The 24,000-nt window shown below is 72.5% G+C and carries 23 protein-coding genes; 12 read left to right on the top strand and 11 right to left on the bottom strand.

What is annotated here, in order from left to right:
• Positions 1-38: 38 nt before the first annotated feature.
• Both C1N81_RS09735 and C1N81_RS09730 read right to left on the bottom strand, forming a co-directional pair.
• On the bottom strand, positions 39-242 hold the full coding sequence (locus C1N81_RS09735) for a cold-shock protein (RefSeq protein WP_324768226.1): 204 nt from the start codon (positions 240-242) through the stop codon (positions 39-41).
• 106 nt (positions 243-348) lie between these two features.
• Positions 349-1,110 (bottom strand): prolyl oligopeptidase family serine peptidase, encoded by a 762-nt coding sequence (locus tag C1N81_RS09730; RefSeq protein WP_394428354.1) that lies wholly within the window; start codon positions 1,108-1,110, stop codon positions 349-351.
• A gap of 154 nt (positions 1,111-1,264) precedes the next feature.
• Here C1N81_RS09730 and ligA point away from each other — a divergent pair, with 154 nt between their 5' ends.
• Entirely contained in the window at positions 1,265-3,361 is a 2,097-nt protein-coding gene (ligA, locus tag C1N81_RS09725; RefSeq protein ID WP_394428353.1) for an NAD-dependent DNA ligase LigA, read from the top strand.
• 7 nt (positions 3,362-3,368) lie between these two features.
• Here the strand turns inward: ligA and C1N81_RS09720 are convergent, their stop codons facing one another.
• Both C1N81_RS09720 and C1N81_RS09715 read right to left on the bottom strand, forming a co-directional pair.
• On the bottom strand, positions 3,369-4,085 hold the full coding sequence (locus C1N81_RS09720; RefSeq protein ID WP_394437835.1) for an MIP family channel protein: 717 nt from the start codon (positions 4,083-4,085) through the stop codon (positions 3,369-3,371).
• A 139-nt stretch (positions 4,086-4,224) separates the two neighbouring features.
• Positions 4,225-4,731 carry a cupin domain-containing protein gene (locus C1N81_RS09715; protein WP_394428352.1) on the bottom strand — a complete coding sequence of 169 codons (507 nt, stop codon included), beginning with the start codon at positions 4,729-4,731 and terminating at the stop codon, positions 4,225-4,227.
• Positions 4,732-4,870: 139 nt separating this feature from the next.
• Between C1N81_RS09715 and C1N81_RS09710 the strand changes: the two genes are divergently transcribed.
• From C1N81_RS09710 to C1N81_RS09660, 11 genes are all read left to right on the top strand, one after another.
• Positions 4,871-5,308: an RrF2 family transcriptional regulator gene (locus C1N81_RS09710; RefSeq protein ID WP_394428351.1), complete on the top strand. Its 438-nt coding sequence runs from the start codon at positions 4,871-4,873 to the stop codon at positions 5,306-5,308.
• The gene (locus C1N81_RS09705) at positions 5,305-6,267 is read left to right on the top strand and encodes a DsbA family oxidoreductase (protein ID WP_394428350.1); all 963 of its coding nucleotides are present in this window, start codon (positions 5,305-5,307) and stop codon (positions 6,265-6,267) included. Before C1N81_RS09710 ends, C1N81_RS09705 begins: the two co-directional genes overlap by 4 nt.
• Positions 6,268-6,659: 392 nt before the next feature.
• Positions 6,660-8,225: an ABC transporter substrate-binding protein gene (locus C1N81_RS09700; protein ID WP_394428349.1), complete on the top strand. Its 1,566-nt coding sequence runs from the start codon at positions 6,660-6,662 to the stop codon at positions 8,223-8,225.
• Entirely contained in the window at positions 8,222-9,211 is a 990-nt protein-coding gene (locus C1N81_RS09695) for an ABC transporter permease (protein ID WP_394428348.1), read from the top strand. The genes C1N81_RS09700 and C1N81_RS09695 overlap by 4 nt, the downstream gene beginning before the upstream one ends.
• A gap of 3 nt (positions 9,212-9,214) precedes the next feature.
• The gene (locus tag C1N81_RS09690) at positions 9,215-10,096 is read left to right on the top strand and encodes an ABC transporter permease (RefSeq protein ID WP_394428347.1); all 882 of its coding nucleotides are present in this window, start codon (positions 9,215-9,217) and stop codon (positions 10,094-10,096) included.
• The gene (locus C1N81_RS09685; protein WP_394428346.1) at positions 10,093-10,983 is read left to right on the top strand and encodes an ABC transporter ATP-binding protein; all 891 of its coding nucleotides are present in this window, start codon (positions 10,093-10,095) and stop codon (positions 10,981-10,983) included. The genes C1N81_RS09690 and C1N81_RS09685 overlap by 4 nt, the downstream gene beginning before the upstream one ends.
• Positions 10,980-11,822 (top strand): ABC transporter ATP-binding protein, encoded by an 843-nt coding sequence (locus C1N81_RS09680; protein WP_394428345.1) that lies wholly within the window; start codon positions 10,980-10,982, stop codon positions 11,820-11,822. Before C1N81_RS09685 ends, C1N81_RS09680 begins: the two co-directional genes overlap by 4 nt.
• A gap of 24 nt (positions 11,823-11,846) precedes the next feature.
• On the top strand, positions 11,847-13,187 hold the full coding sequence (locus C1N81_RS09675; protein ID WP_394428344.1) for an LLM class flavin-dependent oxidoreductase: 1,341 nt from the start codon (positions 11,847-11,849) through the stop codon (positions 13,185-13,187).
• Positions 13,184-13,993, top strand: a complete 810-nt coding sequence (locus tag C1N81_RS09670) for an alpha/beta hydrolase (protein ID WP_394428343.1) — start codon at positions 13,184-13,186, stop codon at positions 13,991-13,993. Before C1N81_RS09675 ends, C1N81_RS09670 begins: the two co-directional genes overlap by 4 nt.
• Positions 13,994-14,107: 114 nt before the next feature.
• The gene (ssuE, locus tag C1N81_RS09665) at positions 14,108-14,656 is read left to right on the top strand and encodes an NADPH-dependent FMN reductase (RefSeq protein ID WP_394428342.1); all 549 of its coding nucleotides are present in this window, start codon (positions 14,108-14,110) and stop codon (positions 14,654-14,656) included.
• An 87-nt stretch (positions 14,657-14,743) separates the two neighbouring features.
• On the top strand, positions 14,744-14,965 hold the full coding sequence (locus C1N81_RS09660; protein ID WP_394428341.1) for a hypothetical protein: 222 nt from the start codon (positions 14,744-14,746) through the stop codon (positions 14,963-14,965).
• 16 nt (positions 14,966-14,981) lie between these two features.
• Here the strand turns inward: C1N81_RS09660 and C1N81_RS09655 are convergent, their stop codons facing one another.
• The 7 genes from C1N81_RS09655 to C1N81_RS09625 all read right to left on the bottom strand — a co-directional run bounded on the left by C1N81_RS09655 (position 14,982) and on the right by C1N81_RS09625 (position 23,988).
• The gene (locus tag C1N81_RS09655; RefSeq protein ID WP_394428340.1) at positions 14,982-15,638 is read right to left on the bottom strand and encodes a fasciclin domain-containing protein; all 657 of its coding nucleotides are present in this window, start codon (positions 15,636-15,638) and stop codon (positions 14,982-14,984) included.
• 170 nt (positions 15,639-15,808) lie between these two features.
• Entirely contained in the window at positions 15,809-17,392 is a 1,584-nt protein-coding gene (locus C1N81_RS09650; RefSeq protein WP_394428339.1) for a sulfite oxidase, read from the bottom strand.
• 93 nt (positions 17,393-17,485) lie between these two features.
• Positions 17,486-18,238 (bottom strand): anti-sigma factor, encoded by a 753-nt coding sequence (locus tag C1N81_RS09645; protein WP_394428338.1) that lies wholly within the window; start codon positions 18,236-18,238, stop codon positions 17,486-17,488.
• Positions 18,235-18,819 (bottom strand): sigma-70 family RNA polymerase sigma factor, encoded by a 585-nt coding sequence (locus C1N81_RS09640; RefSeq protein ID WP_394428337.1) that lies wholly within the window; start codon positions 18,817-18,819, stop codon positions 18,235-18,237. The genes C1N81_RS09645 and C1N81_RS09640 overlap by 4 nt, the downstream gene beginning before the upstream one ends.
• A gap of 126 nt (positions 18,820-18,945) precedes the next feature.
• Positions 18,946-20,424: an SDR family oxidoreductase gene (locus C1N81_RS09635; protein WP_394437833.1), complete on the bottom strand. Its 1,479-nt coding sequence runs from the start codon at positions 20,422-20,424 to the stop codon at positions 18,946-18,948.
• A 323-nt stretch (positions 20,425-20,747) separates the two neighbouring features.
• Positions 20,748-23,108, bottom strand: coding sequence for an AbfB domain-containing protein (locus tag C1N81_RS09630; protein WP_394428336.1), 2,361 nt, complete (start codon positions 23,106-23,108; stop codon positions 20,748-20,750).
• A gap of 202 nt (positions 23,109-23,310) precedes the next feature.
• Positions 23,311-23,988 (bottom strand): TetR/AcrR family transcriptional regulator, encoded by a 678-nt coding sequence (locus tag C1N81_RS09625; RefSeq protein WP_394428335.1) that lies wholly within the window; start codon positions 23,986-23,988, stop codon positions 23,311-23,313.
• Positions 23,989-24,000 lie beyond the last annotated feature (12 nt).

The following is a 24,000-nucleotide window of genomic DNA, read 5'->3' as shown; positions in this document are numbered from 1 at the left end:
TCTTCACCGCCCCGCCGGGTGCGTCACGCCGTGATGGCTCAGCCGCGGACGATGTTCTCCGCCTGCGGGCCCTTCTGGCCCTGCGTGATGTCGAAGGTGACGGTCTCACCCTCGACGAGCTCGCGGTAGCCGTTGCCGGCGATGTTGCTGTAGTGGGCGAACACGTCGGGGCCGCCCCCGCTCTGCTCGATGAAGCCGAAGCCCTTTTCGGAGTTGAACCACTTCACGGTGCCGCTGGCCATACTGCTGTCCTTCTTCTCACGCCCGAACCCGGGCGAGCTGGAATGATGTGGCCGCTCTCCAAGATCGGATCGCGCCCTGCTCCGTCCTACCCCCGTTCGCCCGCTGTCACACCCACCGGTCCGAACTCCGGAAAGTATTCGCGCAGAGGGCGGCCACCCGATGCCCCGCGCGGGTGGCCTCGGGGGAGGAGGAGGGGCGGCACTTCCCGAGCGCCGGGTCGTAGGCGGCCATGACGACGCCCGCGTGGTCGGTGTCCGGCAGCACCGTGAGAGCGGCGTCCCGGCGCCGTTCCCGGAGGGCTCGCAGCAGCTCCCGTGAGCGCTCGGCCGGGACCTGCTCGTCGGCGTCGCCGTGCACGAGCCGCACGGGGACGGCGGGCCCGTCGGGCGCGGCCGTCCCGGTGAGGCTGTCGAGGGGCGGGCGGCCCGTGGTGCGGGCGGGCACGTCGTAGCGGCCCGCCACGGCGACCACGGCCGCGGGCCGCCACCCCGCCACCGCCTCGGGGTGCAGGGCGACGCTGACGGCCGCCCCGGCCCCGGCCGACCAGCCGGCCAGGAGGAGACGTTCCGGGTCGCCGCCCAGGGCGGCGGCGTGCTCACGCGCGTGGGCGAGGGACGCGAGAAGGTGGGAGCGGCCGCCGTCCGGCGCGTCGGGGCGCCAGTCGGGCACGAGCACGAGCAGCCCCTCCCGGGCGATCCGCTCCGCGAGCGCGCCCATCACGTCCTTCTCGTCCGGTCCGAGCCCGTGCCACAGCAGCACCACCGGGACGGGCCCGTCGGCGGCGGGCGCGTAGACGTCGAGGCGCTGAGGGGGGCCGTCGTCGGCGCCGGTGTAGGGGACATCGCGCTGGACGGTGATCTCGTGCATGGCGGGGCGGCGTCCGTTCCTGTCGTGGTCGTGGTCGTGGTCGTGTGCGGGGTCGTGGTCGTGTGCCGGGGCGTGACCGTGTGCCGGGTCGTGATCATGTGCGGGCGTCCGTCACCGTAGCGTCCGAGCGGCATTGTCAGTGGTGGGCGGCAGGATGGAGGGCATGACGACGACTTCTGCCGTTCCTTCCGCGCTGCCCGCGTTCACCGACGCCGCCGCCTACGCCCAGGCCGTCGAGGAGGCCACGACGGCTGCCGCCGCGTACTACGAGGGCGGCACCTCGCGCCTCGACGACGACGCCTACGACCGGCTCGTGCGCGCGATCACCGCCTACGAGGACGCGCACCCGGACCAGGTGCTTCCCGATTCGCCCTCCGGGAAGGTCGCGGGCGGCGCGGTCGAGGGGGACGTGCCGCACACGGTGCCCATGCTGAGCCTGGACAATGTGTTCTCGGACGAGGAGTTCACCGCCTGGACCGCCTCGCTCACGCGCCGCATCGGCCGCGAGGTGGCGTCGTGGAACGTGCAGCCGAAGCTCGACGGGCTCGCCATCGCCGCCCGCTACGAGGACGGCCGCCTCGCCCGCCTGATCACCCGGGGCGACGGCACCGCGGGAGAGGACGTCTCGCACGCCGTCGGCACCATCGAGGGCCTGCCCGCCGAACTCCCCGAGCCGGTCACGGTCGAGGTGCGCGGCGAAGTGCTGATGACGACCGCGCAGTTCGAGTACGCCAACGAGGCGCGCACGGAGCACGGCGGCGACCCGTTCGCGAACCCGCGCAACGCGGCGGCGGGCACCCTGCGCGCCAAGGACCGGGCGTACAAGGTGCCGATGACGTTCTTCTGCTACGGGCTGCTCCCGCTGCCCGGCACGGGCGAGGCGCTCACCGCGGAGCTGACCGGGGCGGCGCACGGCGCGCTCATGGACCGTGCGGCCGGGTACGGCATCAACACGCCCGCCAGTACGCGCGTCGCGGGGGTCGTCGTCGCCACGGTCGAGGAGGTCCTCGCGCGGGTGAAGGAGATCGCCGCGCTCCGCGCCGAGCTGCCCTTCGGTATCGACGGGATCGTCGTCAAGGCCGATCTCGCCGCCGACCAGCAGGCGGCGGGCACCGGTACACGGGCGCCGCGCTGGGCCGTCGCCTTCAAGCTCCCGGCCGTCGAGAAGATCACCAAGCTGGTCGGCGTGGAGTGGAACGTGGGGCGGACCGGCATCATCGCCCCGCGCGCGGTCCTGGAGCCCGTGGAGATCGACGGCTCCACCGTCACCTACGCCACCCTGCACAACCCGGCCGACATCACCCGCCGCGACCTGCGCCTCGGCGATCACGTCATGGTCTACAAGGCGGGCGACATCATCCCCCGCATCGAGGCCCCCGTCGCCCATCTGCGCACCGGCGAGGAGCAGGAGATCGCCTTCCCCGCCGAGTGCCCGCAGTGCGGCTCCGGCATCGACACCAGCGAGCAGCGCTGGCGGTGCGAGCGCGGCCGCAACTGCTATCTCGTCGCCTCGATCAGTTACGCGGCCGGGCGCGACCAGCTCGACATCGAGGGACTGGGCCACACCCGGGTGGTGCAACTGGTCGAGGCGGGGCTCGTGGAGAGCCTGCCCGATCTCTTCGACCGGCTGACCCGGGAGCAGCTGCTCGCCCTGGACCGCATGGGCGAGACGAGCACCGACAAGCTGATGGCCGCCCTGGAGGCCGCCAAGCGGCAGCCGCTCTCGCGGGTCCTGTGCGCGCTCGGCATCCGCGGCACGGGGCGCTCCATGTCGCGCCGCATCGCCCGGTACTTCGCCACGATGGACCTCATCAGAGCCGCCGACGCGGAGGCGATGCAGCGGGTCGAGGGGATCGGCGCGGAGAAGGCGCCGGTCATCGTCGCCGAACTCGCCGAGCTGAGCGGGCAGATCGACCGGCTCACGGCCGCCGGGCTCACCATGACGGAGCCGGGCGCCACGCCGCCCCCGCCGCCCGGGGAGGAGTCCGAGGAGGGCGCGGGACCGCTGGCCGGGATGAAGGTCGTCGTCACCGGCGCGATGACCGGCCCCCTCGCGGACCTCTCCCGCAACCAGATGAACGAGCTGATCGAGCGGGCCGGCGGCAAGTCCTCGGGCAGCGTCTCCAAGAACACCAGCCTGGTCGTCGCGGGCGAGGGCGCGGGCTCCAAGCGCGCGAAGGCCGAGTCCCTCGGTGTCCGCCTCGCCACCCCCGACGAGTTCGCCGGGATGGTGGCCGAACTGATCGAGTGACGGACCGTCAGGCCGCCGCCACCTCGTCGGCGATCAGACGGTCCTCGCCCGCCGGATGCGTCACATGGTGGACGAGCGCCGCGAGGAGACCGCCGACCAGGGGCGCGACGATGAACAGCCACAGCTGCGACAGGGCGGAACCGCCGGCGAACAGGGCCGGTCCGAGACTGCGCGCCGGGTTCACCGACGTACCGGTCAGCGGGATGCCGATGAGGTGGATGACGGCGAGGGCGATGCCGATCGGAAGGCCGTCGAAGCCGACGACCGCGACCCGGTGCGTCACCCCGAGCACCACGAACACGAGGAGGAAGGTCAGGACGACCTCGGCGAGGAAGGCGCCGCCGGTGTTGATGTGCACGGCGGACCGGTCCCCGTAGCCGTTGCTGCCGAAGGCACCGTCGGGCTGGAAGCCGGGCACCTGCTTGGCGAGAAGGTAGAGCAGGGCCGCGCCGGCGATACCGCCGACGAACTGCGCGATCCAGTAGCCGATCGCCGTGGCCACGTCGATGCGGCGGGCGCACAACATGCCGAGCGTCACCGCCGGATTGACGTGGCACCCGGAGATCGGCCCGAGCGCGTAGGCCAGGGCGAGCAGCACGAAGCCGAAGGCGAGCGCGATACCGAGGGTGCCGATGAACTCGACCCCCAGGACCGCGCAGCCCACGGCGAAGAAGACCAGAAGCAGAGTCCCGAGGAACTCCGACGCCAACGCCCGTGTGCGCATCGCCATCGCCACCACTCTCACCTACGTCGATTTCGGTCGTGTCGTAAGGAGAGCGTCGGCCGGACGGGGGACGCGCGCCCGCCGGGGACGGCGTCGCGGGGGCCGAAGGAGTGAATCCGGGGGCGCGGCCGGGTGGTGCTCAGAGGTCCTGGGGCGGCAGCGCGTGCAGCTTCGGCAGGTTCACCACGATCGCCTCCTGCGTGCTGCGCGCGATGACGACGACGGCCTCGTCGGAGGGGTCCGGGTTCTCCTCGCGGTGCGGCACGTACGGCGGTACGAAGATGTAGTCGCCCGGCGAGGTGCGCAGCCGGATCTCCCGCTCGCCCCCGCCGGTGTCCTCGAGGAACACGAACTCGGGGTGCCCGCTGACGACGTAGATGGCGGTCTCGGACTCGCCGTGGTGGTGGTCGGACGATGACGTCGAGGGGGCGACGTGGGTCTGGCCCATCCACAGCTTCTCCGAGCCGACGGCCCGCCCGCTGACGGCGGCGAAGCGGCGCATGCCGCCCGTCTGCGCCGTGTCGCCGTCCAGGGCGTCGGCGCGGATGTGGTGCAGACGGCTCCGCAGCGGGGCCGCCGAGGCGTCCGGCGCGTCAGGGAGGTGGGGGTGGAAACCTTCGCCGGGGGTGGTCAGCGGATCGCTCATGGCCCGGACGCTAGAGCGCCCGCGAAAAGGATGTCAAGAGGTGTCCATTGGCTCTCACCTGCGGCAATGTTCCCGCAACAAAGGAGCGGGGGAGGGCGAAGCGCCGTGGCGCGGCCGATGGTTCAGGCATGATGGGCGCATGCATATCTCCGCGAAGGCGGACTACGCCACGCGCGCGCTCCTGGAGCTGGCCCGCGCCCCCGAACACCCGCTGACCTGTGAGGCCATCGCCTCCTCGCAAGGGGTCCCGTTCCGTTTCCTGAAGTCCGTGGTGGGCGAGTTGCGCAAGGCGGGCCTCGTGCGCAGCCAGCGCGGCTGCGAGGGCGGCTACTGGCTCGGCCGCCGCGCCGGGGAGATCACCCTCCTCGATGTCGCGCGCGCCGTCGACGGTGACCTGCTCACCCTGCGCGGCGCGCCGCTGGACGGCCTGGACTATCCGGGCGCCGCCGCCGGTCTGCCCGACGTGTACCGCCGTATCGAGGCCGACGCGTCGGCGGTCCTGGCCGGGGTCACGCTCGCCTCGCTGCTCCCGGCCGGGGCCGCCGTCGAGCCGCGGCCGGACAGGAGCGCCGCGTGACGTCCGCGTCCGGCGCGCCGGAGCTCGAAGTCGTCGAGTACACCGACCCGTTCTGCCCGTGGGCCTGGGGTTCGGAGCCCACGTTCCGCCGGTTGCGGGCCGCCCTCGACGGACGGGCCCGCTGGCGCCGCGTCCACGGCATCCTGTTCGACGACGACGATGACCAGCCGCCCGATCCGCAGGCGGAGGTCCGCTGGTACAACGGCTACGTGGAGCGGATCAGCGCCCACACGGGGGCGCCGCGCCCCGCCGTCATGTTCCACGTGCCCGACAGTTCGTGGGACGCGTCCTGCGTGGCCAAGGCGGCCGAGGAGCAGGGGAGCGACGTCGGCGACCGGGTGCTGCGACGGCTGCGCGAGGTCATGTTCCTGCACGGCCACCCGCCCGCCTCCCTCGACAGCGCCCTGTTCGCCGTGGAGACGCTGCCCGGTATCGACCCGGACCGGCTGCGCGCCGACGCCACCTCCGACGCCGTACGCGAGCGGGTGCGGGCCGACCATGCCGAGGCGCGTAGGCCGCTCCCCGAGGCGCTCCGGGTCGACTCCGACTCGCCGCATCCGGGCGCGGCCAAGGAGACGCATGACGGCCAACTCCGTTACGCCATGCCGACGTTGCTGTTCCGAACGCCGCACGGCCATCGGGTCGTCCCCGGCTGGCGCCCCTACGAGGAGTACGCGGCGGCCGTCGAGGAGTTGTGCCCCGGCCTGCTGCCGGAGGTCCCGCCGAGGCTGCCCGCGGCCGAGGCGCTGCGGCGCTGGGCGACCCTGACCGGGCCCGAGATCGAGGCGCTGGCGACCGGGCCGTGGCCGCCGCCCGGGGCGGTGCGCCACGACACGGCGGGCGGCCCGCTCTGGTTGCGGCCGGAGGAGCGGGTGGGCGGCATCCACGCCTACCCGCAAGCAGCGGGCGACCCGTCCGGCGCGGCCGTGACCAGCGAGGAAAGTCCGTCCGCCGAATGAGACACCTTTTGGTGTCCATTGACAGGGGCCGATGAGCGGCCCCAGGATGTGGCACATGCTTACGACGCACCCCGGTGTGGTGTGCCGCTACGTGGACCTGCGGCGCACGTGCAGCGCTCTCTGTCGCTGACCGACCGAGTCCCTCGTCTCCGCGCTGCCCGCGCGACGCACAGGCCGTGCGCAACTCCCGCCGCGCCGCCGCTCCCTCACTCCGCGGTAGTGCTGACTCCGCAGCAGTGATGTCCCGCTTCCCGGTCCGTCCCGTGACCCGCTGACGCTCGCGCCCCGTTCCGCCGTGCCCGCATGTCCGTGCGTGCCGGCCCGCGTCCGTGCCGGTTCCCGGGGTGCCGCCGCCCGCCCACGCCTCCGTGGGCCATCGACGAAAGAGAACCATGTCCGGACGCCGCACGCCCCGTCGCCCCGCCGGCCTTGTCCGCCCCGCCGCCCGGCTGCGTACCGCAGGTCTCGTGACCGGCCTGGCCGCCCTCCTCGTACCGGCGCTCAGCGCCTGCGGCGGCGACGCCGCGTCGGCGGGCGGGGGCTCCGCCCTGAAGTGGACCTCCTCCTACTTCCCGACCCACTGGGACCCCGTCGTCGGCGGCAGTGGCGCCCAGTTCCGCGAACTCGCCCTCGTGTACGCCTCGTTGACGCGCACCGACGAGAAGGGCGACGCGGTGCCCGACCTCGCCAAGAGCTGGGAGTACAACGCCAAGGGCGACGAGATCACCTTCCATCTGCGCGCGGGGCTGAGGTTCAGCGACGGCGAACCGGTGAACGGCGCCGCCGTGAAGGCCGCGATCGAGCGGGCCAAGAAACAGAAGAACTCCGCCCTCTTCGGCGACCTCACGTCGATCGAGTCGGTGGAGGCCAAGGGGTTGGACGCGGTGGTCCACCTCAACCAAGTCGACTACCAGATACCGCAGTTGTTCGGTCAGCGCGTCCTGCAGATCGCCAGCCCCAAGGCGGCGAAGTCCCCGGCGAAGCTGGACCAGAACCCGGTCGGCGCCGGGCCGTTCACCGTCACCCAGATCGTCCCCGGCACCAAGGCGGTCCTGAAGAAGAACCCGGACTACTGGGACGCCGAGCACATCCACATCGACACCGTCGAACTGACCTCGGCGCCCGACGCCGCCACCGTCATCTCCGGCCTCCAGACCGGCGTCTACAACTTCGCCGACATCGAACCGAGTCAGGCGTCCGCCGCGAAGAAGGCCGGTCTCGACGTCTTCGTGCAGCCCGGCTTCAACGCCTCCAACATCAGCCTGAACATCAACAAGAAGCCGTTCGACAACGACAAGGTCGTCGACGCCGTCCGCTACGCGGTCGACCGCCAGGAGTTCGTCGACAAGCTCACCTTCGGCTACGGCGAGACCACCGACCAGCCCTTCCCCAAGGGCTACGTCGCCTATGACCCGCGGTCCGCGAACGCCTACCCGCACGACGTGGCGAAGGCGAAGAAGCTCCTGGCCGAGGCGGGGTACAAGCCGGGCGACCTCAAGCTGAAGCTGGTCATCCCCGCCGAGGACCCGCAGGCCGAGATCGTCCAGTCGCAGCTCGCGAAGGCCGGCATCACCGTCGACATCAAGATAGACAAGAACTGGGCGACGCCGTTCTTCGCCAAGGACCTCACCTTCTCCCTGTACTCGACGACAGGGCGCGACTCCGCCGCGCAGACGCTCACCGCCCACTTCGGCCCGAACGGCCCGCTCAACCTCTCCTCGCCCTACGAGCCCGACGGCTTCGAGGCCGCCATCGCCAAGGTCCGCAAGACGCCGCTCGACGCCGCCGACTACGCCGAGACCTTGCAGGCGGCGACCCGGGCCGGGCTCGAGAGCAAGGCGCTCGTCTTCACCTACTCCCAGCCCAACCTCATCGCCAAGAGCAAGACGATCTCGAAGCTGCCCGCGAACCCGGCCCACATCGACTGGACCGGCGTCACCATCGGCGGCGCCAAGTGACGGCCGCGCGCTCCCGGACCCGGCACGCCCTGGGCCGCGTCCTCGCCGCGCTCGGCCGCTCGGTCGCCCTCTTCGTGCCCGTCTTCCTGGTCGCCACGTTCGTCACGTTCGCCCTGCGCTCGCTCAGCGGACTCAGCCCGGCGCGCATCCAGCTGGGCGAGGAGGCGACCCCGGAGGCCGTCGCCCGCGTCGAGGCCGAGTGGGGGCTCGACCGGCCCTTCCTCGTCCAGTACGGGGACTGGTTCAACGGCATCCTCCACGGCGACCTCGGCACCAGCTGGACCAACGGCGCCGACATCTCCACCCTCATCGGCGTCGGACTCGGCGTCAGCCTGTCCATCGCGACGTTCGCCCTCCTGATCGGGGTCGTCGTCGGCTTCGCCCTCGGCACGCTCGCCGCGCTGCGCCGCACCACCTGGATCGACCGGGCCGTCACCGGCTTCGTCACCGTCATCTCGGTGATGCCCGCGTTCGTCGTCGGCATCGTCCTGGTCGCCGTGTTCGCGGTGGGGCTCCACCTGTTCCCGTCCGCCGGGTACGTACCCGCCGCCCAGGGCGTCGGACCGTGGCTCGCCCACATCACCCTGCCCGCGCTCGCCCTCAGCTTCGACGTCATCGCGGACGTGGCCCGGCAGTTGCGCACCAGCCTCATCGCCGCGTACAGCGAGAACTACGTGACCGGAGCGGTCGTCCGGGGCCTCGGTCCGCGCCGGATCTTCTTCGGCCACGTCCTGCGCAACGGCCTCGGCCCGACGCTGGCCACGCTCGGCCTGAAGTTCCCAGCGCTCGTCGGCGCCTCCGTCGTCACCGAGTGGATCTTCGGCCTGCAAGGGTTCGGGCGGTTCGCCAACGACGCCGCCCAGTCCGGGGACGTACCCGCCGTGCAAGGCGTCCTCGTCGTGTCGATCGTCCTGGTCGTCACCTTCAACCTGATCGTCAACCTCGTCCTGGCCCGGGTGACCCCGGCCTCGCAGAGGGGAGTGTGAACCGTGGTGCGCCGCGTCCTCAGCCTGACCTCCGGACGGATCGCCGTCACCCTCCTCACCGTCGTCGCCCTGCTCGCGGTCCTCGGCCCGCTGCTCGCCCCGCAGGACCCCCTCGCCACCAGCACGCACACCCTCGCCGACGCCTCGTCCGCGCACTGGCTCGGCACCGACTACCTCGGCCGCGACACGTTCAGCCGCCTCCTCGACGGCTCCCGCGTCAGCGTCCTCGGCTCCCTCGAAGTCGCCGTCACCGCGCTGGTGGTGGGCGCCGTCCCCGGCATCCTGTCGGTCTACCTCGGCCGCGCCTTCGAGTGGGTCACCCTGCGGCTGACCGACACCCTGGTCGCCCTGCCGTTCCTGCTGTTCGCCGTCGCCGTCATCGCCCTGCTCGGCAACGGCATCACCCAGGCCATGCTCGTCACCGGCGTCCTCGTCTCGCCGCTGTTCTACCGGGTGGCCCGCGCCGCGACCCTCACCGTCGCCCGCTCGCAGTACGTCGAAGCGGCGCTCGTCTCCGGCGCCTCGCTCGGCTGGATCGTCCGCCGCCATGTGTGGACGAAGGTGCTGCCGCCGCTCGCGGTCGCCCTCGCGCAGACCATCGGCGTCGGTTTCGTCATCGTCTCCTCCCTCACCTTCCTCGGGATCGGCGTCCAGCCACCGGCCCCGACCTGGGGCGGACTGCTCGCCTCCGACCTCGCCTACCTCAGCCACCAGCCGTGGGCACCCGTCGCCCCCGCCCTGCTGATCATGGTGACGGTCTGGGCCGCCAATCTGCTCGCCGACGCCGTCCGGGACGTCTCCGGGGAGTCGGGACGCGCCCTCGTCAACCACCGCAAGGCCCGCGCCCACCGCGCCGAGCCCACCCCCGCCGGAGGTGCCCGATGAGCCAGAAGACCCTCGCGGAGCCGGTCGCCGCGCCCCCGTCGCGGCAGGACGACCCCGCGCCGCCCGTGCTCCGCGTACGCGACCTGCGCGTCAGCGACCTCGCCGGCGGACGCGAGATCGTGCGCGGGGTGAGCTTCGAGCTGACCCCGGGCAAGACCGTCGGCATCGTCGGCGAGTCCGGCAGCGGCAAGACCCTCACCTGCCGCGCCGCCCTCGGCATCCTGCCCCCGCACTTCGAGATCACCGGCGGCTCCGTCGAGATCGCGGGCACCGACATCGCCACCCTCACGCAGGCGCGGTGGACCGCACTGCGGGGCACCACCATCAGCGCGGTCTTCCAGGACCCCGCCTCCTACCTCAACCCCTCGATCCGCGTCGGCGCCCAACTCGCCGAAGTGCTGCGGGTGAAGCTGGGGCTCAAGCGCCGCGAGGCCCGCGCACGCGCCGTCGAGCTGCTGCGCGCGGTCCACCTGCGCGACCCCGAACTCGTCCACGGCCAGTACCCGTACGAACTCTCCGGCGGCATGTTGCAACGCGTCCTCATCGCCGCCGCCATCGCGGCGCGGCCGCGCGTCCTCATCGCCGACGAGGCCACCACCGCCCTCGACGTCACCGTGCAGGCCGAGATCCTCGATCTCCTCGCCGACCTGCGCACCCGGGACGGGCTCGCGCTCGTCGTCGTCTCCCACGACCTCGCCGTCGTCGCCCAGCTCTGCGACGAGGTGCTGGTCATGCGCCAGGGCGAGGTCGTCGAACACGGACCGACCCGCACGGTCCTGCACGCGCCGCGCCACGCCTACACGCGGCTGCTGATCGCCGAGCACGAGAGCTACGGCCTGGACCGGTTCCGCAAGCCGTCGGCCACCGAAGCGAAGGAGGACGTGTGAGCGCCGACGAGAGGGCCCGGGAACCGGTCTTGCGGATCACCGGCCTCGACGTGCACTACGGGCACCGCCGACGCCGCCGCCAGGCCTTGCACGGCGTCTCGCTGAGCGTCGCGCCGGGCGAGACCGTCGGCCTCATCGGCGAGACCGGCTCCGGCAAGTCCACCCTCGCCCGTGCCGTCCTCGGCCTGGTCCCGGCGACGCGCGGCTCGATCACCGTCGGGGGAGCGGACGTCAGCTCCTTCGGCCGCCGGCAGTGGCGCGAGCTGCGCAGGAGCGGGGTCGTCCAGTACGTCTTCCAGGACCCGCTGCGCAGCCTCGACCCGGACCTCACCGTCGAGGACTCGCTCGGCGAACCCCTCCTCGTGCGGGGCGTCGCACGCGCCGAGGCGGCCGACCGGGTCAGGGAGTTCCTCGACCGGGTCCGCCTCACCGAGGACCTGCTCGGGCGGCTGCCCGGCGAACTCTCCGGCGGCCAGCGCCAACGCGTCGCCGTGGCGCGGGCGCTGGTCACCCGGCCGCGCGTCGTCCTCCTCGACGAACCCGTCAGCGCCCTCGACTCCGCCAACCGCGTCCAGATCCTGGAGATCCTCAAGGAGCTGCGCGCCGAGGGCACGGCGCTCGTCCTCATCTCCCACGACCTCGGCTCCGTCGCCGGGGTCGCCGACCGCATCGCCGTCCTGTACCGGGGCGAACTCGTCGAGACCGGCGCCGCCCGCGCCCTCGTCGACGCACCCCGGCACCCGTACACCCGCCTCCTGCTCGGCTCCGCCCCGACCCTGCACGGCGCCCCGGCCGACCGCGCCGAACGGGACGCGCTGCGCGCCCTGCTGCACACGTAGTCCCTCACACAGACAGGAACACACATGTCCCGCAAGAAGATCCACCTCGCGCTGCACCCCTACGGCGTCGGCGGCCCCGGCCAGCACGGACTGTGGAAGGACCCGCGCGTCGCCAAGAACGCCAGCATCGACATCGGCTACTACATCCGGCAGGCACAGGCGGCCGAACACGCGCTCTTCGACGCGCTGTTCATCGTCGACAGCCAGTTCATCAACGCGACCTACCCCTCGCACTACCTGAACCGGCTCGAACCCCTCACCCTGCTGTCCGCCGTCGCCACCCACACCCGCCACATCGGCCTGGTCGGCACGGCCAGCTCCACGTACAACTCACCGTTCAACCTCGCCCGCCGCTTCGCCTCCCTCGACCACATCAGCGGCGGCCGCGCCGGCTGGAACGTCGTCACCAGCTTCGACACCGGCACCTCCAGGAACTACGGCCTCGACGAACACCTCGACTACGCGACGCGCTACGGGCGCGCCCTGGAGTTCGTACAGGTCGCCCAGGGCCTGTGGGACTCCTACGAGGACGACGCGTTCCCCGCCGACGCCGAGCGCAACGTCTTCCTCGACCCGGCCAAGCTCCACGCGCTCGACCACGAGGGCGAGCACTTCAAGGTCGCCGGACCGCTGAACATCTCCCGCTCGCCGCAAGGACAGCCGGTCATCTTCCAGGCCGGTGTCTCCGAGGAGGGCCGCGACCTCGCCGCACGCGTCGCCGAAGGCATCTACGCACCCGGCGGCCCGCTCCAGCAGGCGCGGGAGTACTACGCCGACATCAAGCGCCGCACCGCCGCGTACGGCCGCGACCCCGAGCACATCAAGATCTTCATCCACGGCGGCCCGGTCGTGGCGTCGACCGACGAGGCCGCGCGCCGCCGCGAGCGGGAGATCTTCGAGGAGGACAACGACTTCGACCGCCACCTCGCCCTGCTCGGCCGGTCCTTCGGCGCGTACGACTTCAGCGCGCACGACCTGGACGCGCCGTTCCCCGACGTCGCGCACCTCGCCGAGAAGGGCGGGCGCACGGGAGCCGCGAAGATCATCGAGCGGGCGCAGGAAGAAGGGCTGACGCTGCGTCAAGTGGCGCAGTCACTGGCCGAGTTCCGGCGTTCGCCGTTCGTCGGAGCGCCTGAGACCGTCGCCGACCGCATCGAGGAGTGGTTCGACGCCGGCACCTTCGACGGCATCAACCTCGCCTTCCGCACCGAGGAGGAGCTGGAGCTGTTCGTCGACGGCGTCGTGCCGATCCTCCAGAAGCGCGACCTGTTCCGCACCGCGTACGAGGCCGACACCCTGCGCGGCAACCTCGGCCTGCCGATCCCGGCCAACCGCCACACCGTCCCCGTGGGAGAGACCGCATGAGCCACCAGAAGCCCGCCGCGCCCGCCGCCACTGTCGCGCCCCCCTCCTCGGCCGCGTACGACGAGCACCCCGTGCCCGAGGGGCTGCTCACCCGCGGCACCGTCGTCGTGGTGCCCGGCCGGGGCGAGACCCGGGCCGCCTACCGCCGGCTCGGCAAGCGCCTCGCCGCCGACGCCTACCGGGTCCGCGTGGTCGACGCGGCGGAAGCGGACGGCGACCTCCTCCCCGCGGCCCTCGACGCCCTCCGTGCCCGGATCGCGGGGGCCGTCCCCGAGGACGACCCCGCGCGCCCGCTCGTTCTCATCGGCTCCGACACGGGCGCCGCCGCGCTCGCCGCCCTGTTCGGCGGCGAGGAAAGCGTCCCGGGGCCGCGCCCCGACGCCCTCGTGCTCGCCGGTCTGCCCGGGAACGGCGCCGCCGCCACCGGCACCACCTGGGAGGAGGAACTCGACGTACGGACGACGTGCCCCACGCACCGCGGCGTCCTCACCGACGACGGGCAAGTGCGGCGCGGCGCCCTCGACGCACCCGTGCCGGAGGCCCTTCTCGACGCGGCCCACGCGGGCACCTCCGACCTGCCCCGCCTGCTGCTCGTCGGCGAGAGCGACCCGCTCGCCGACCACGACGCGCTCACCGGGCTCGCGAAGACCCTGCCGCGTGCCCGCCTCGCCGTCGTCCGCGGCGCACGGCACGACGTCCTCAACGACCAGCAGCACCGCTCGGTGGCCGCCGAGATCGTCACGTTCCTGGAGGCACTGCGGGGCGGACTCACGCCGATCGTCACCGTACGGACGAGTTCCTGGTAAGCGCCGCCCCGGCCGTCCGGTCCACCGCATGGTCCCCGCAGGCCCCCGCATGGTCCACCTCTCGGTCCACCTCCTGGTCAACCGAACGCCGCACCGCACCCGAAAGGTTCACCCATGGCCGCAGTCCTCACCGTCTCCGGAAGCCCGTCAGCCACCTCACGCACCGGCCGCCTCCTGCGCCACATCGACGCCCGGCTCGTCGCGAGCGGCCACGACGTGAGCCCGCTCGACGTCCGTGACCTGCCCGCCGACGCGCTCCTGCGGGCCGACTTCGGCCACCCGGCGATCATCGACGCCGCGGAGCGGTTCGCCCGCGCCGACGGGATCGTCATCGGCACACCCGTCTACAAGGCGGCGTACAGCGGGCTGCTCAAGGCGCTGCTCGACCTGCTCCCGCAGTACGCCCTCGCCGGGAAGACGGTGCTGCCGCTCGCCACCGGCGGCAGCGTCGCGCACGTCCTGGCCATCGACTACGCGCTGCGCCCCGTCCTGACCTCGATGGGGGCGGCGCACATCGTGCCCGGCTGGTTCACCCTGGACAAGGACATCACCGTCGAGGGCGACCGCACGGTCATCGCGCCCGCGTCCGCGGCGGCCCTGGAGCAGGCCGCCGACGTGTTCTCCGCCGAGCTGCGGGGGAGGGTGAGCGTTCTCACGCCGTGACGGACGGGCGTCGTCTTGGACACACCCGGGGTCTGTCTGGCAAGGTCGCCCGTCCGTTGCCCTTTGCAGACCGGAAGGAGTGGCGCGGTGACCGAGGTGAGCACGCGCAGTGTCCAGGACGTCGTGGCGGTGGAGGAACTGCGGGCCAGGACGACGACGCTCGCCGTCCCCCAGGGCCTCGACCTGTGGCAGCCCGAGGACATGGAGGACTGGCTGAACGAGGTGGAGGACGACCCGGACGTCTCGGACTCGGATTTCTACGAGGCGCGCCAGGCCGTCCACCGCGTGCTCGGCAGGGACGCCGACTGAGGGAGCGGGCCCGGCCTCAGCTCTTCGGCATGAGCACCGAGTCGATGATGTAGACGTTGGCGTTGGCGGTCTTGACGTTGCCGCAGACCACGTTCGCCGAGTCGTTGACCTTGTAGGACTCGCCCGAGCCCGAGGTCGTCAGCTTGGACTTCTCCAGCGTCTCGAACGAGCCCTTCTCCAGGTCCTTCGGCGCCAGCTTCTGGCCCACGACGTGGTAGGTCAGGACCTTGGTGAGCATGGCCTTGTCGTTGAGGACCTTGTCCAGGTCGGCCTTCGGGATCTTGGCGAAGGCGTCGTTGGTGGGCGCGAAGACGGTGATGTCCTTCGCGTTGTTGAGGGTGTCGACGAGGCCCGCCTTCTTCACGGCGGTGACCAGCGTCGACAGCGCGGGGTTGTTCGAGGCGGCGGTGGCGACGGGGTCCTGGGCCATGCCGTCGAACGAGCCGGCGCCGTCCTTCGGCACCGACGAACAGGCCGGGCCGAACGGCTCCGACATCGACCCCATGGAGTCGGAGTCGGACGGGCTGGCCATGTCCGATCCCTTGGAGGAGCCGGCGGAGGCGCTGTCCGACGCCTTGTCCTTGGAGTCGCTGTCCGAGCAGGCGGTCAGGGCCAGGGGCAGGACGGCGCTGACGGTCACGGCTACGGCGATACGACGGATTCCGGTACGCATGGCAACTCCTCGACGAGTTCGTGCAACTAGCTGGTTCGCAAAGGCGATCTGCCTTCGTCGTGGGGAATCCGGACCTGATCGCCGGGCGGATTGGTGGATCTTTCGCGGATTCCCCGGACGAGTGACATCGGCTGCGCGAAGGTGACGCGGACCGGCGGGAAACGCCCTGGTCAGTCGACCGTGACGACGACCGAATGCCACCCGGAAGCGCCGTCGGGAATGGTCGGCACGCGCTTCTCCGTCTGCGTCTCGCCCGTGCGGTCGGTGGCCCGGACCGTCAGCGTGTGGCCGCCCTTCGTGGCCTGCCACGCGTACGACCACTGGCGCCAGGTGTCACGGGTGTCCTCGGCGGCCAGGCGCGCCTCTTCCCAGGGCCCGTCGTCGACGCGCACCTCGACCTTGTCGATGCCCCGGTGCTGGGCCCACGCCACCCCCGCCACCATCACGGCGCCCGACTTCGGCCGGGCGAAGGGCTTCGGCGTGTCGATCCGCGACTCGGTCTTGATGGGCGCCCGCCGCGCCCAGTCCCGCTGGACCCAGTAGGGGTCGTAGGCGTCGAAGGTGGTCAGCTCGATGTCCTGGATCCACTTGCAGGCGGACACGTAGCCGTACAGGCCGGGGACGACCATGCGGACGGGGAAGCCGTGGGCGAAGGGGAGGGGCTCCCCGTTCATGCCGACGGCGAGCAGCGCGTCACGCCCGTCCATCACGTCGTCGACGGGGCTGCCGATGGTCATGCCGTCGACGGAGCGGGCCACGAGCTGATCGGCGGGGCCGCCCTCGGACGGCGGCTTCACCCCGCACTGCCGGAGCAGGTCGGCCAGACGGACCCCGATCCAGCGGGCGTTGCCCACGTAGGGGCCGCCGACCTCGTTGGAGACACAGGTGAGGGTGATGTCGCGCTCGACGAGCGGCATCCGCAGCAACTCGGCGAAGGACAGCGTGCGTTCGCGGGTGACCCCCTTGCCGTGGATGCGCAGGCGCCAGCTGTCGGCGTCGACCTTCGGCACGGTCAGGGCGGTGTCGACGCGGTAGAAGTCGCCGTTCGGCGTCATGAACGGGCTGACGCCGCCGATCCGCAGCGCCGCCCCGCGCGGCACGGCGGCGGCCTTCGACGCGGGGGCGGGCAGGACGACGCTGTTGCGGGAGGCGACGGCGGACTTGCCGCGGGACCCGCTGAGGGCCCGGCCCGCGGCGCCCGCGCCGGTCGACGCCACGGCGGCGGCCGTGGCGGCGATCAGGAAGCCGCGACGGTCCCAGCCCGTCTCGTCGGGCCCGGCCGTCTCGCGCTGCGCCGTCAGCCGCCCCGCCAGCCAGTACAGCAGAGCGGCGCCCGCCACCGCCCCGACGACGGAGGGCAGGGCGTCCGTGAAGCTCGTCGAGTCGGGCCGGGTCACGGCCGCCAGCGCGCCGACGACACCGAACACCAGGACTCCGGCCGCGCCGGCCCGCCGCCTCCGGGTCGCGACGACGCCGAGGGCGAGGGCCAGCAGGGTCAGCACGGCGAGGATGCCGAGTTGCAGCACGAGCTTGTCGTCCGTGCCGAACTGGCGGATCGCCCAGTCCTTCACCGCCGGCGGTGTCCGGTCGATCGCCGCGCCGCCGACCGCGACGACCGGCCCGGACTCCGGGCGGACGGCGGCGGCGACCAGTTCGGCGACGGCGATCGCCGCGTATCCGGCGAGCAGACCGCTCAGCGCGCCCAGGGACACACGTGCGAGACGGGAGAGCGGTGGTGATGTGGTGTCGTCCATGTCCCGGAATCCGTCCCCGCGGGCCACTTGGATTGGTTTCGCGACCCGAAGGGTCACGGACGACACCCTTTCGGGCTCTCGCGGTCGCGCGGATCAGGCGGGCAGCGGCATCAGCGCCACCGGCGCCGAGGTCGGCTCCTTCGAGCCGCCCGCCGGTTCCACCGTGATGCCCATACCGGTCGCCTTGCCGACCGAACCGGCCATGAGAACGCTCTGCGCGCTGCGCCCGGGGTCCATGAGCCCCGCCGAACGCATCGTGCCACCGTCGTCGAACCACAGCTGATACACCTTGCCGCCCGGCGGCCGCGCCATGGACGCCGCCACGAACACGGCCTTGTCGCGCTCCTGCGACACGACGACGGTACCGCTCGCGCCGCCCGCGAGGCGTGCCGTCCGCGTCCTGGCGTCGGGCGCCGCGAGGACGTCGGCCACCTGGTCCGTGGCCCGCTGCGCCGCGCGCGCCTCCTGCCGGGCGTCCTCGGCCTCCTGGTGCTGCCACACGGTCGTCCCGCCGAGCGCGGCGACCGCGGCGAGGCAGGCGGCGAGCGCCCACCGGGACAGCCGCCGGCCGCGCCGCACGGCGGCGGGGACGGCCGTGGCCGCGGCGGTGCGCGGCGGCTCCTGGCGGACGCCGTCGATGCGCCGCAGGACCGACTCCTTGAACCCGTCCGGCGGAACGATGGTGACCGCGCGCCCGAGCCGGGCCGCCGTCGCCGACAGCTCCCGCACCTCCTGGGCGCAGGCCGGGCACGCGTCGAGGTGCCGCTCGAACGCGGCCTGCTCCTCCGGGTCGAGCGCGTGCAGCGCGTAGGCCCCGGTCAGCGTGTGCAGATCGGCGGTGTTCACGCACTCACCCCCAGGCAGTCGCGCAGGCGGATCAACCCGTCGCGCAGTCGGGTCTTGACCGTGCCGAGCGGCACGGCGAGGAGTTCGGCGACCTGGCTGTAGGTGAGGCCGCGGTAATACGCCAACGACACGGACTGGCGCTGGAGTTCCGTCAGCGTACGCAGACAGCGCCGCAGCTGCTCGGCCTCCAGACGGTTCTCGACCGCCTCGGTCACCTCGTCGAACTCGGGGGTGCGGTCGAGCAGCGCCGCCTTGTGGTCCCGCGCGACGGCGGCCTCCACCGAGCGGACCCGGTCGATGGCGCGGCGGTGGGCGAGGGTGAGCACCCAGTTGATGACGGTGCCGCGGTCGGTGCGGTAGCGGGCCGCGTTGCCCCACACCTCGACGAGCACCTCCTGGGCGACCTCCTCCGACTGGGCGCGGTCGCGCAGGACGCCGCGCACGACGCCCAGGACCGAACCGGCCACGGCGTCGTACACGGAGGAGAAGGCGTCTTTGTCTCCCTTCGCCACATCGGCCATGAGTTCCTCAAGGCTGGGCCCCGCCTCCGGCGGGGGCCCGATGTGGACGGCTTCCTTCACGTTCGCAGACCTCCGAGCTCTGTGGGCGTGCCCCATGCGATCACGGGTGCGGTGGTAATACGGAGCCGGGGCGCGGGTGGATGGGTCCGGAGGGGAACAGATTTTCCGGTGTGCGGTCCGGCGGTGTCAGGGGCGGCCTGCACCTCGCTCGGCGGCGCGCGCGATGTTGCGGGCCATCCCGCCGAAGACCACGGCGTGAAAGGGCGCCACGCTCCACCAGTACGCCTGTCCCGCCAGGCCGTGGGGGTGGAACAGAGCACGCTGGCGGTAGCGGGAGCGGCCGTCCCCCAGGGGTTCCACGGACAGCTCCAGCCAGGCGAGTCCCGGCAGCCGCATCTCGGCGCGCAGCCGGAGCAGCCGCCCGGATTCGATCTCCTCGACGCGCCAGAAGTCCAGGGAGTCGCCGACGCGGAGCCGGGCCGCGTCGCGCCGCCCGCGCCGCAGGCCCACGCCGCCCATCGCCCGGTCGAGCCAGCCGCGCACGGACCAGGCCACCGGCAGGGAGTACCAGCCGTGCTCGCCGCCGATGCCCTCGACGACGTCCCAGAGCCGCCCCGCGTCGGCGTTCACCTCGCGCTCCCGCTCGTCCGTGTAGAGGGAGCCGCCCGCCCAGTCCGGGTCGGTGGGCAGCGGATCGCTGGGCGCGCCGGGGTAGGAGGCCGACGACCAGCGCGTGGAGACCGCCGCCTGCTGGACGCGGCGCAGCGCGAGCGTCACGGCCTCGTCGAAGGGGATGAGCCCGCTCGGCGGGTCCGGCACGTACCGGGCGATGTCGTGTTCGTGGCAGACCACCTCGTGGCGCAGCGATTCGCACAGCGGCCGGGCGATGGACGCGGGCACGGGCGTCACCAGGCCGACCCAGTGGCTGGACAGGCGCGGGGTGAGCATGGGCACCGGGAGCAGGAGCCGTTTGGGCAGCCGGGCTTCGGCCGCGTACCGGACCATCATGGCGCGGTAGGTGAGGACGTCGGGGCCGCCGATGTCGAAGGCGCGGTTGACGTCCGGGGGCATGGTGGCGCTGCCGACGAGGGTGCGCAGCACGTCGCGCACGGCGATCGGCTGGATCCGGGTCCGCACCCAGCTCGGCGTCACCATCACCGGGAGCCGCTCGGTCAGGTAGCGCAGCATCTCGAAGGACGCCGAGCCCGAGCCGATGATGACAGCGGCCCGCAGGACGGTCGTCGGCACCCCCGAGTCGAGCAGGATGTGCCCGACCTCGGCGCGCGAGCGCAGGTGCGGGGAGAGCTCGTGCTCGGGGACGCCCGCCGGGGTGAGGCCGCCGAGGTAGACGATGCGCTTCACCCCGGCCTCGCGGGCCTGCTCGGCGAAGATCCGCGCGGCCTTGCGGTCGGTCTGCTCGAAGGAGTCGCCGGTGCCGAGGGCGTGCACCAGGTAGTAGGCGACGTCGACGCCGGTCAGCGCCTCCCCGACGGAGGCGGCGTCCATGACGTCGCCGCGCACGATCTCCACGTCCTCGGCCCAGGGATGATCGCGCAGTTTGGCGGGGGTGCGGGCCAGGCAGCGCACCTTGTGCCCCGCGTCCAGCAGCTCGGGCACGAGCCGGCCGCCGATGTAGCCGCTCGCCCCGGTCACCAGGCAGCGCATCCCCTCGTCGGGCACCGCGTCCACGACCACTCCCTCGCTCGGTCTCGCTGTTGCCTCCACCTTGTGGTGCGGGGGTCCGCAGCGCCAGCGGACCCGCCGCACCGGCTCCGCCCGGCGGTCGGGGCGAAGGAGACCGGGGGCTCCGCCGTGGCGTAGTGGAGGGTGATCGTCCGGGTGCCCCCGCTGCCGCCGCCGACACCCCGGAGGGTGAGGCGGCTCGCGGTGGCCGACACCTCCGGCCGCACCACCCCGCGGCCGAACACGGGGAACGGCCCCGCCCGCGAAGGGCGGGGCCGTCAGCGAAGGGCGGGGCCGTCAGCGCGTCAAGGTGCCCACGGCGCCTCCACCGCCCATGTCGTGTCCTCGGTGAACAGGCCCGGGTTGTCCGCGGCCCGCGAACCGCCGGGGACGGCGAGATAGAGCTCGGCGTTGTAGTGCCGCAGGTACTGGCCCGGATAGTTCTGGGCCATCAGCCGGACCCCGCCTTGCCCCTGCACGGCGCAGAAGGTGGCGTCCGCGCGGAACAGCGCCGAGCCGTCACCGGCCTCCCGGTGCACCCGGAACTCGCGGTGGCGCAGGTACTCGCCCGGATAGTTGCGGGACTCGAAGGAGTAGCAGGCGCTGTCCGCGAGGCCGGGCACGACGCGCCAGGTGGCGTCGTTCTTCAGCAGGTCGCTGCTGGAGCTGTTGACGACCTCCGTGTACGCGAGCGCGTCCTTGTGCCGGATGTAGCGGTCGGTGTAGCCGGGCGTGGTGACGCGCAGCGACCTGTACCCGGTGGGCAGCGTGACCGGTGCCGCCGGGCTCCTGGAGGCGTTGATCAGGGCCTGGTTCGCCGCCTTGACCCGGGCCTGGTCGACCTTGGTCACCTGCCGGTTGTAGGTCAGGAGGCCGTTGACCTCGTTCTCGACGTCCGTGATCTCCGTGTAGACGGAGGCGGAGAGGCCGGTCGGCATCTGCTGGAGGCGCAGCGCGTCGATGAGGCCGATGAACCGGTTGTTCAGGTGGGCCGCGTCGGCCTGGTCCTCGTACGAGAACCCGTTGCCCGGCGACCACTCGTGCCCGGACACCCGGAGCCCGAGCCCGCCGAACTCACCGAGGACGGCGGCACGGGTCGACGACGGGCGGGTGACCCCCGGTCCCACGTAGTTGTGGTGGTCGATGACGTCACCGTTGCCGCCGTCGACCGCGCCGCAGCAGTTGATGCCGCTCATGTTGTCGACGAGGCGGGAGGGGTCGGCCGCCTTCACCTTGTCGGCGATGCGGGCCTGGTCGTACTGGCCCCAGCCCTCGTTCTCGTCGACCCACATGACGAGCGAGGGCGAGCTGCGGTGCTCGTCGATGATCTGGTCGAACTCGGCCTCCCACTGGGTGCGGGCGGCGGAGTCCGGGGTGCGGGTGTCCATGGCGGGCATGTCCTGCCAGACGAGGAGCCCGAGCCGGTCGGCCCAGTAGAACCAGCGCTGCGGCTCGACCTTGATGTGCTTGCGGACCATGTTGAAGCCGAGGTCCTTGTGCTTCTGGAGGTCGTACTTGAGGGCCTCGTCGGTGGGCGCGGTGTAGATCCCGTCGGGCCAGTACCCCTGGTCGAGGGTGCCGGTCTGGAACACGAACTGGCCGTTGAGCAGGAGTCGTTGCTTGCCGTCGACCGTGCCGCGCGAGATCGAGCGCATACCGGCGTACGAGCCGACGCCGTCGACCACGGCGGAGCCGGAGACGAGTTCGGCCTTCACGTCGTACAGGAACGGATCGTCCGGCGACCACAGACGCGGGCTGGTGATGCGCACCGACAGCTGCGAGCCGACCGCGCCGGTCGCCGTGCCCACGGTCGTGCCGCCGGAGCTGACGGTGACGCGGGCGCTCTGGCCGCTGACCCCGTCGCCCCGGACGGTGACGCGGAGGGTCGAGTCGGACAGGTTCGGCACCATGTCGAGGCGGGTGATGTGGGCCGGGGCGGTCGGTTCCAGCCACACGGTCTGCCAGATCCCGGAGGCGGCGGTGTAGAAGATGCCGCCACCGGGGTGCGGCGTCACATCGTTGATGCGCTGCTTGCCGACGGCCTGGCCGCCGGTCTGTGTCGGGTCGAAGACGGAGACCACGAGGGTGTTCGTACCGCCGTTGAGCAGGGGGGTGATGTCGTAGCCGAAGGCGTCGTAGCCGCCGCTGTGCACGGCGCCCGCCTGCTGCCCGTTGACCCACACCGTCGTACGCCAGTCGCTGGCGCCGAAGTTGAGCTGGACCCGGCGGCCGTTCCAGTTGGACGGCACGGTGAAGGTGCGCTTGTACCAGAGCTTGTCATTCTGGGTGATCTTGCGCTGGATGCCGGAGAGCGCGGACTCCGCGACGAACGGGACCCGGATCTGCTCGGTGAACGACGCCGGCTGCCCGGCGCTCGCCGAGGTGACGGCGAAGTCCCAGATGCCGTTGAGGTTCGCCCAGTCGGGCCTGGTCAGCTGGGGTCTCGGATATTCGGGGAGCGGATTGTTCTGGGAGACCTGATCGGTCCACGGCGTGGTCATCGGCGCCGGTTTGGGGGTCCAGGCGGTGGGCGCCGCCTGCGTGGCGGGGGCCAGGGCGGTGGCGCCGCCCAGGAGCAGGGCGAGGGTGGAGAGCAGGACGCCGAGCGCGTGGCGCGCCGGTCTGCGGCGGGTGGACGAGCGGAGGGGGACGGGCTGATGGCGCATCGGAGCTCCTCGTGTCGCGGGGCGCGGCCGGGTGGATCCGTGAAGGGGTGCCGAAGGTGTGCCGGGGCGTGCGGCGCTGCGACAGGGGCGTGCAGCGCGTTCTTACATCGTTGTAAGGGCAGTTTTTACGCACTCGCCAGGAACACGTCAACGCTTCGGACGCGCCAATTCCCGTACGGGGCCGACTGCGGCCGGATTTCGCCTACGCGCTCGGCGCTCGATGCGGCCCCAGTTCGCCGAGCACAGCGCCCAGTTGTTCAGGGGTGAGAGCCGGGGAGGGGAGGGGCGGCGTGGCGGGCGCGGCGCGCAGGCCGTCCAGGAACAGGGCGAGTGGGCGGCGCCACGCCTCGGTTGAGGTCGCGGCCGACAGCGCCGGGACGGCCCGGCCGAGGGCGGCCAGGGCGAAGAGGACGTCCTCGGGGGTGAGGTCGGGGCGTACGGTGCCCTGCTCGCGGCCGCGTTCGAGGAGGAGTTCCAGGGTGCGGCGGTTGTGCGCGTGCACGGCCTCCAGCGCCTCGACGCCCCGCAGCGGCGTCGTCATGAGGTCGTTGGTGCCGCGGTCGGAGGCGAGGACGGTGAAGACGGCGTCGAGGTAGGCGGTCAGCCCCGCCCACGCGTCGGCGGCGCGGCGGGCCTCCTCGCCCGCGGTCATCGTGTCGGCCAGCGGCTCGTGGAAGACGGCGTCGACGAGGGCGACGCGGGTCGGGAAGTGGCGGTACAGCGTCGCGTTGCCGACCCCGGCCCTGCGCGCGATGACGTCGAGGGGTGCCTCGAGGCCCTGCTCGCGGAAGACCTCGCGGGCCGCCTCGGTCAGCAGCTCGCGATTGCGGCGCGCGTCGCGCCGGCGCGGAGCCGCTCCGCGGTCTGCGCCGTCAGTCATCGTCGTCCTCCG

The sequence above is a fragment of the Streptomyces sp. SGAir0957 genome (assembly GCF_043523415.1).
The sequence above is the reverse complement of the archived record's forward strand: the minus strand, read 5'-3'. Positions and strand labels throughout refer to the sequence as shown.

Bases quoted from the DNA above. Each gene is read 5' to 3' on its own strand.
- C1N81_RS09735 (WP_324768226.1), bottom strand. From the start codon at position 242: ATGGCCAGCGGCACCGTGAAGTGGTTCAACTCCGAAAAGGGCTTCGGC.
- C1N81_RS09730 (WP_394428354.1), bottom strand. From the start codon at position 1,110: ATGCACGAGATCACCGTCCAGCGCGATGTCCCCTACACCGGCGCCGAC.
- ligA (WP_394428353.1), top strand. From the start codon at position 1,265: ATGGAGGGCATGACGACGACTTCTGCCGTTCCTTCCGCGCTGCCCGCG.
- C1N81_RS09720 (WP_394437835.1), bottom strand. From the start codon at position 4,085: ATGCGCACACGGGCGTTGGCGTCGGAGTTCCTCGGGACTCTGCTTCTG.
- C1N81_RS09715 (WP_394428352.1), bottom strand. From the start codon at position 4,731: ATGAGCGATCCGCTGACCACCCCCGGCGAAGGTTTCCACCCCCACCTC.
- C1N81_RS09710 (WP_394428351.1), top strand. From the start codon at position 4,871: ATGCATATCTCCGCGAAGGCGGACTACGCCACGCGCGCGCTCCTGGAG.
- C1N81_RS09700 (WP_394428349.1), top strand. From the start codon at position 6,660: ATGTCCGGACGCCGCACGCCCCGTCGCCCCGCCGGCCTTGTCCGCCCC.
- C1N81_RS09685 (WP_394428346.1), top strand. From the start codon at position 10,093: ATGAGCCAGAAGACCCTCGCGGAGCCGGTCGCCGCGCCCCCGTCGCGG.
- C1N81_RS09675 (WP_394428344.1), top strand. From the start codon at position 11,847: ATGTCCCGCAAGAAGATCCACCTCGCGCTGCACCCCTACGGCGTCGGC.
- C1N81_RS09670 (WP_394428343.1), top strand. From the start codon at position 13,184: ATGAGCCACCAGAAGCCCGCCGCGCCCGCCGCCACTGTCGCGCCCCCC.
- ssuE (WP_394428342.1), top strand. From the start codon at position 14,108: ATGGCCGCAGTCCTCACCGTCTCCGGAAGCCCGTCAGCCACCTCACGC.
- C1N81_RS09655 (WP_394428340.1), bottom strand. From the start codon at position 15,638: ATGCGTACCGGAATCCGTCGTATCGCCGTAGCCGTGACCGTCAGCGCC.
- C1N81_RS09650 (WP_394428339.1), bottom strand. From the start codon at position 17,392: ATGGACGACACCACATCACCACCGCTCTCCCGTCTCGCACGTGTGTCC.
- C1N81_RS09635 (WP_394437833.1), bottom strand. From the start codon at position 20,424: ATGCGCTGCCTGGTGACCGGGGCGAGCGGCTACATCGGCGGCCGGCTC.
- C1N81_RS09630 (WP_394428336.1), bottom strand. From the start codon at position 23,108: ATGCGCCATCAGCCCGTCCCCCTCCGCTCGTCCACCCGCCGCAGACCG.
- C1N81_RS09625 (WP_394428335.1), bottom strand. From the start codon at position 23,988: ATGACTGACGGCGCAGACCGCGGAGCGGCTCCGCGCCGGCGCGACGCG.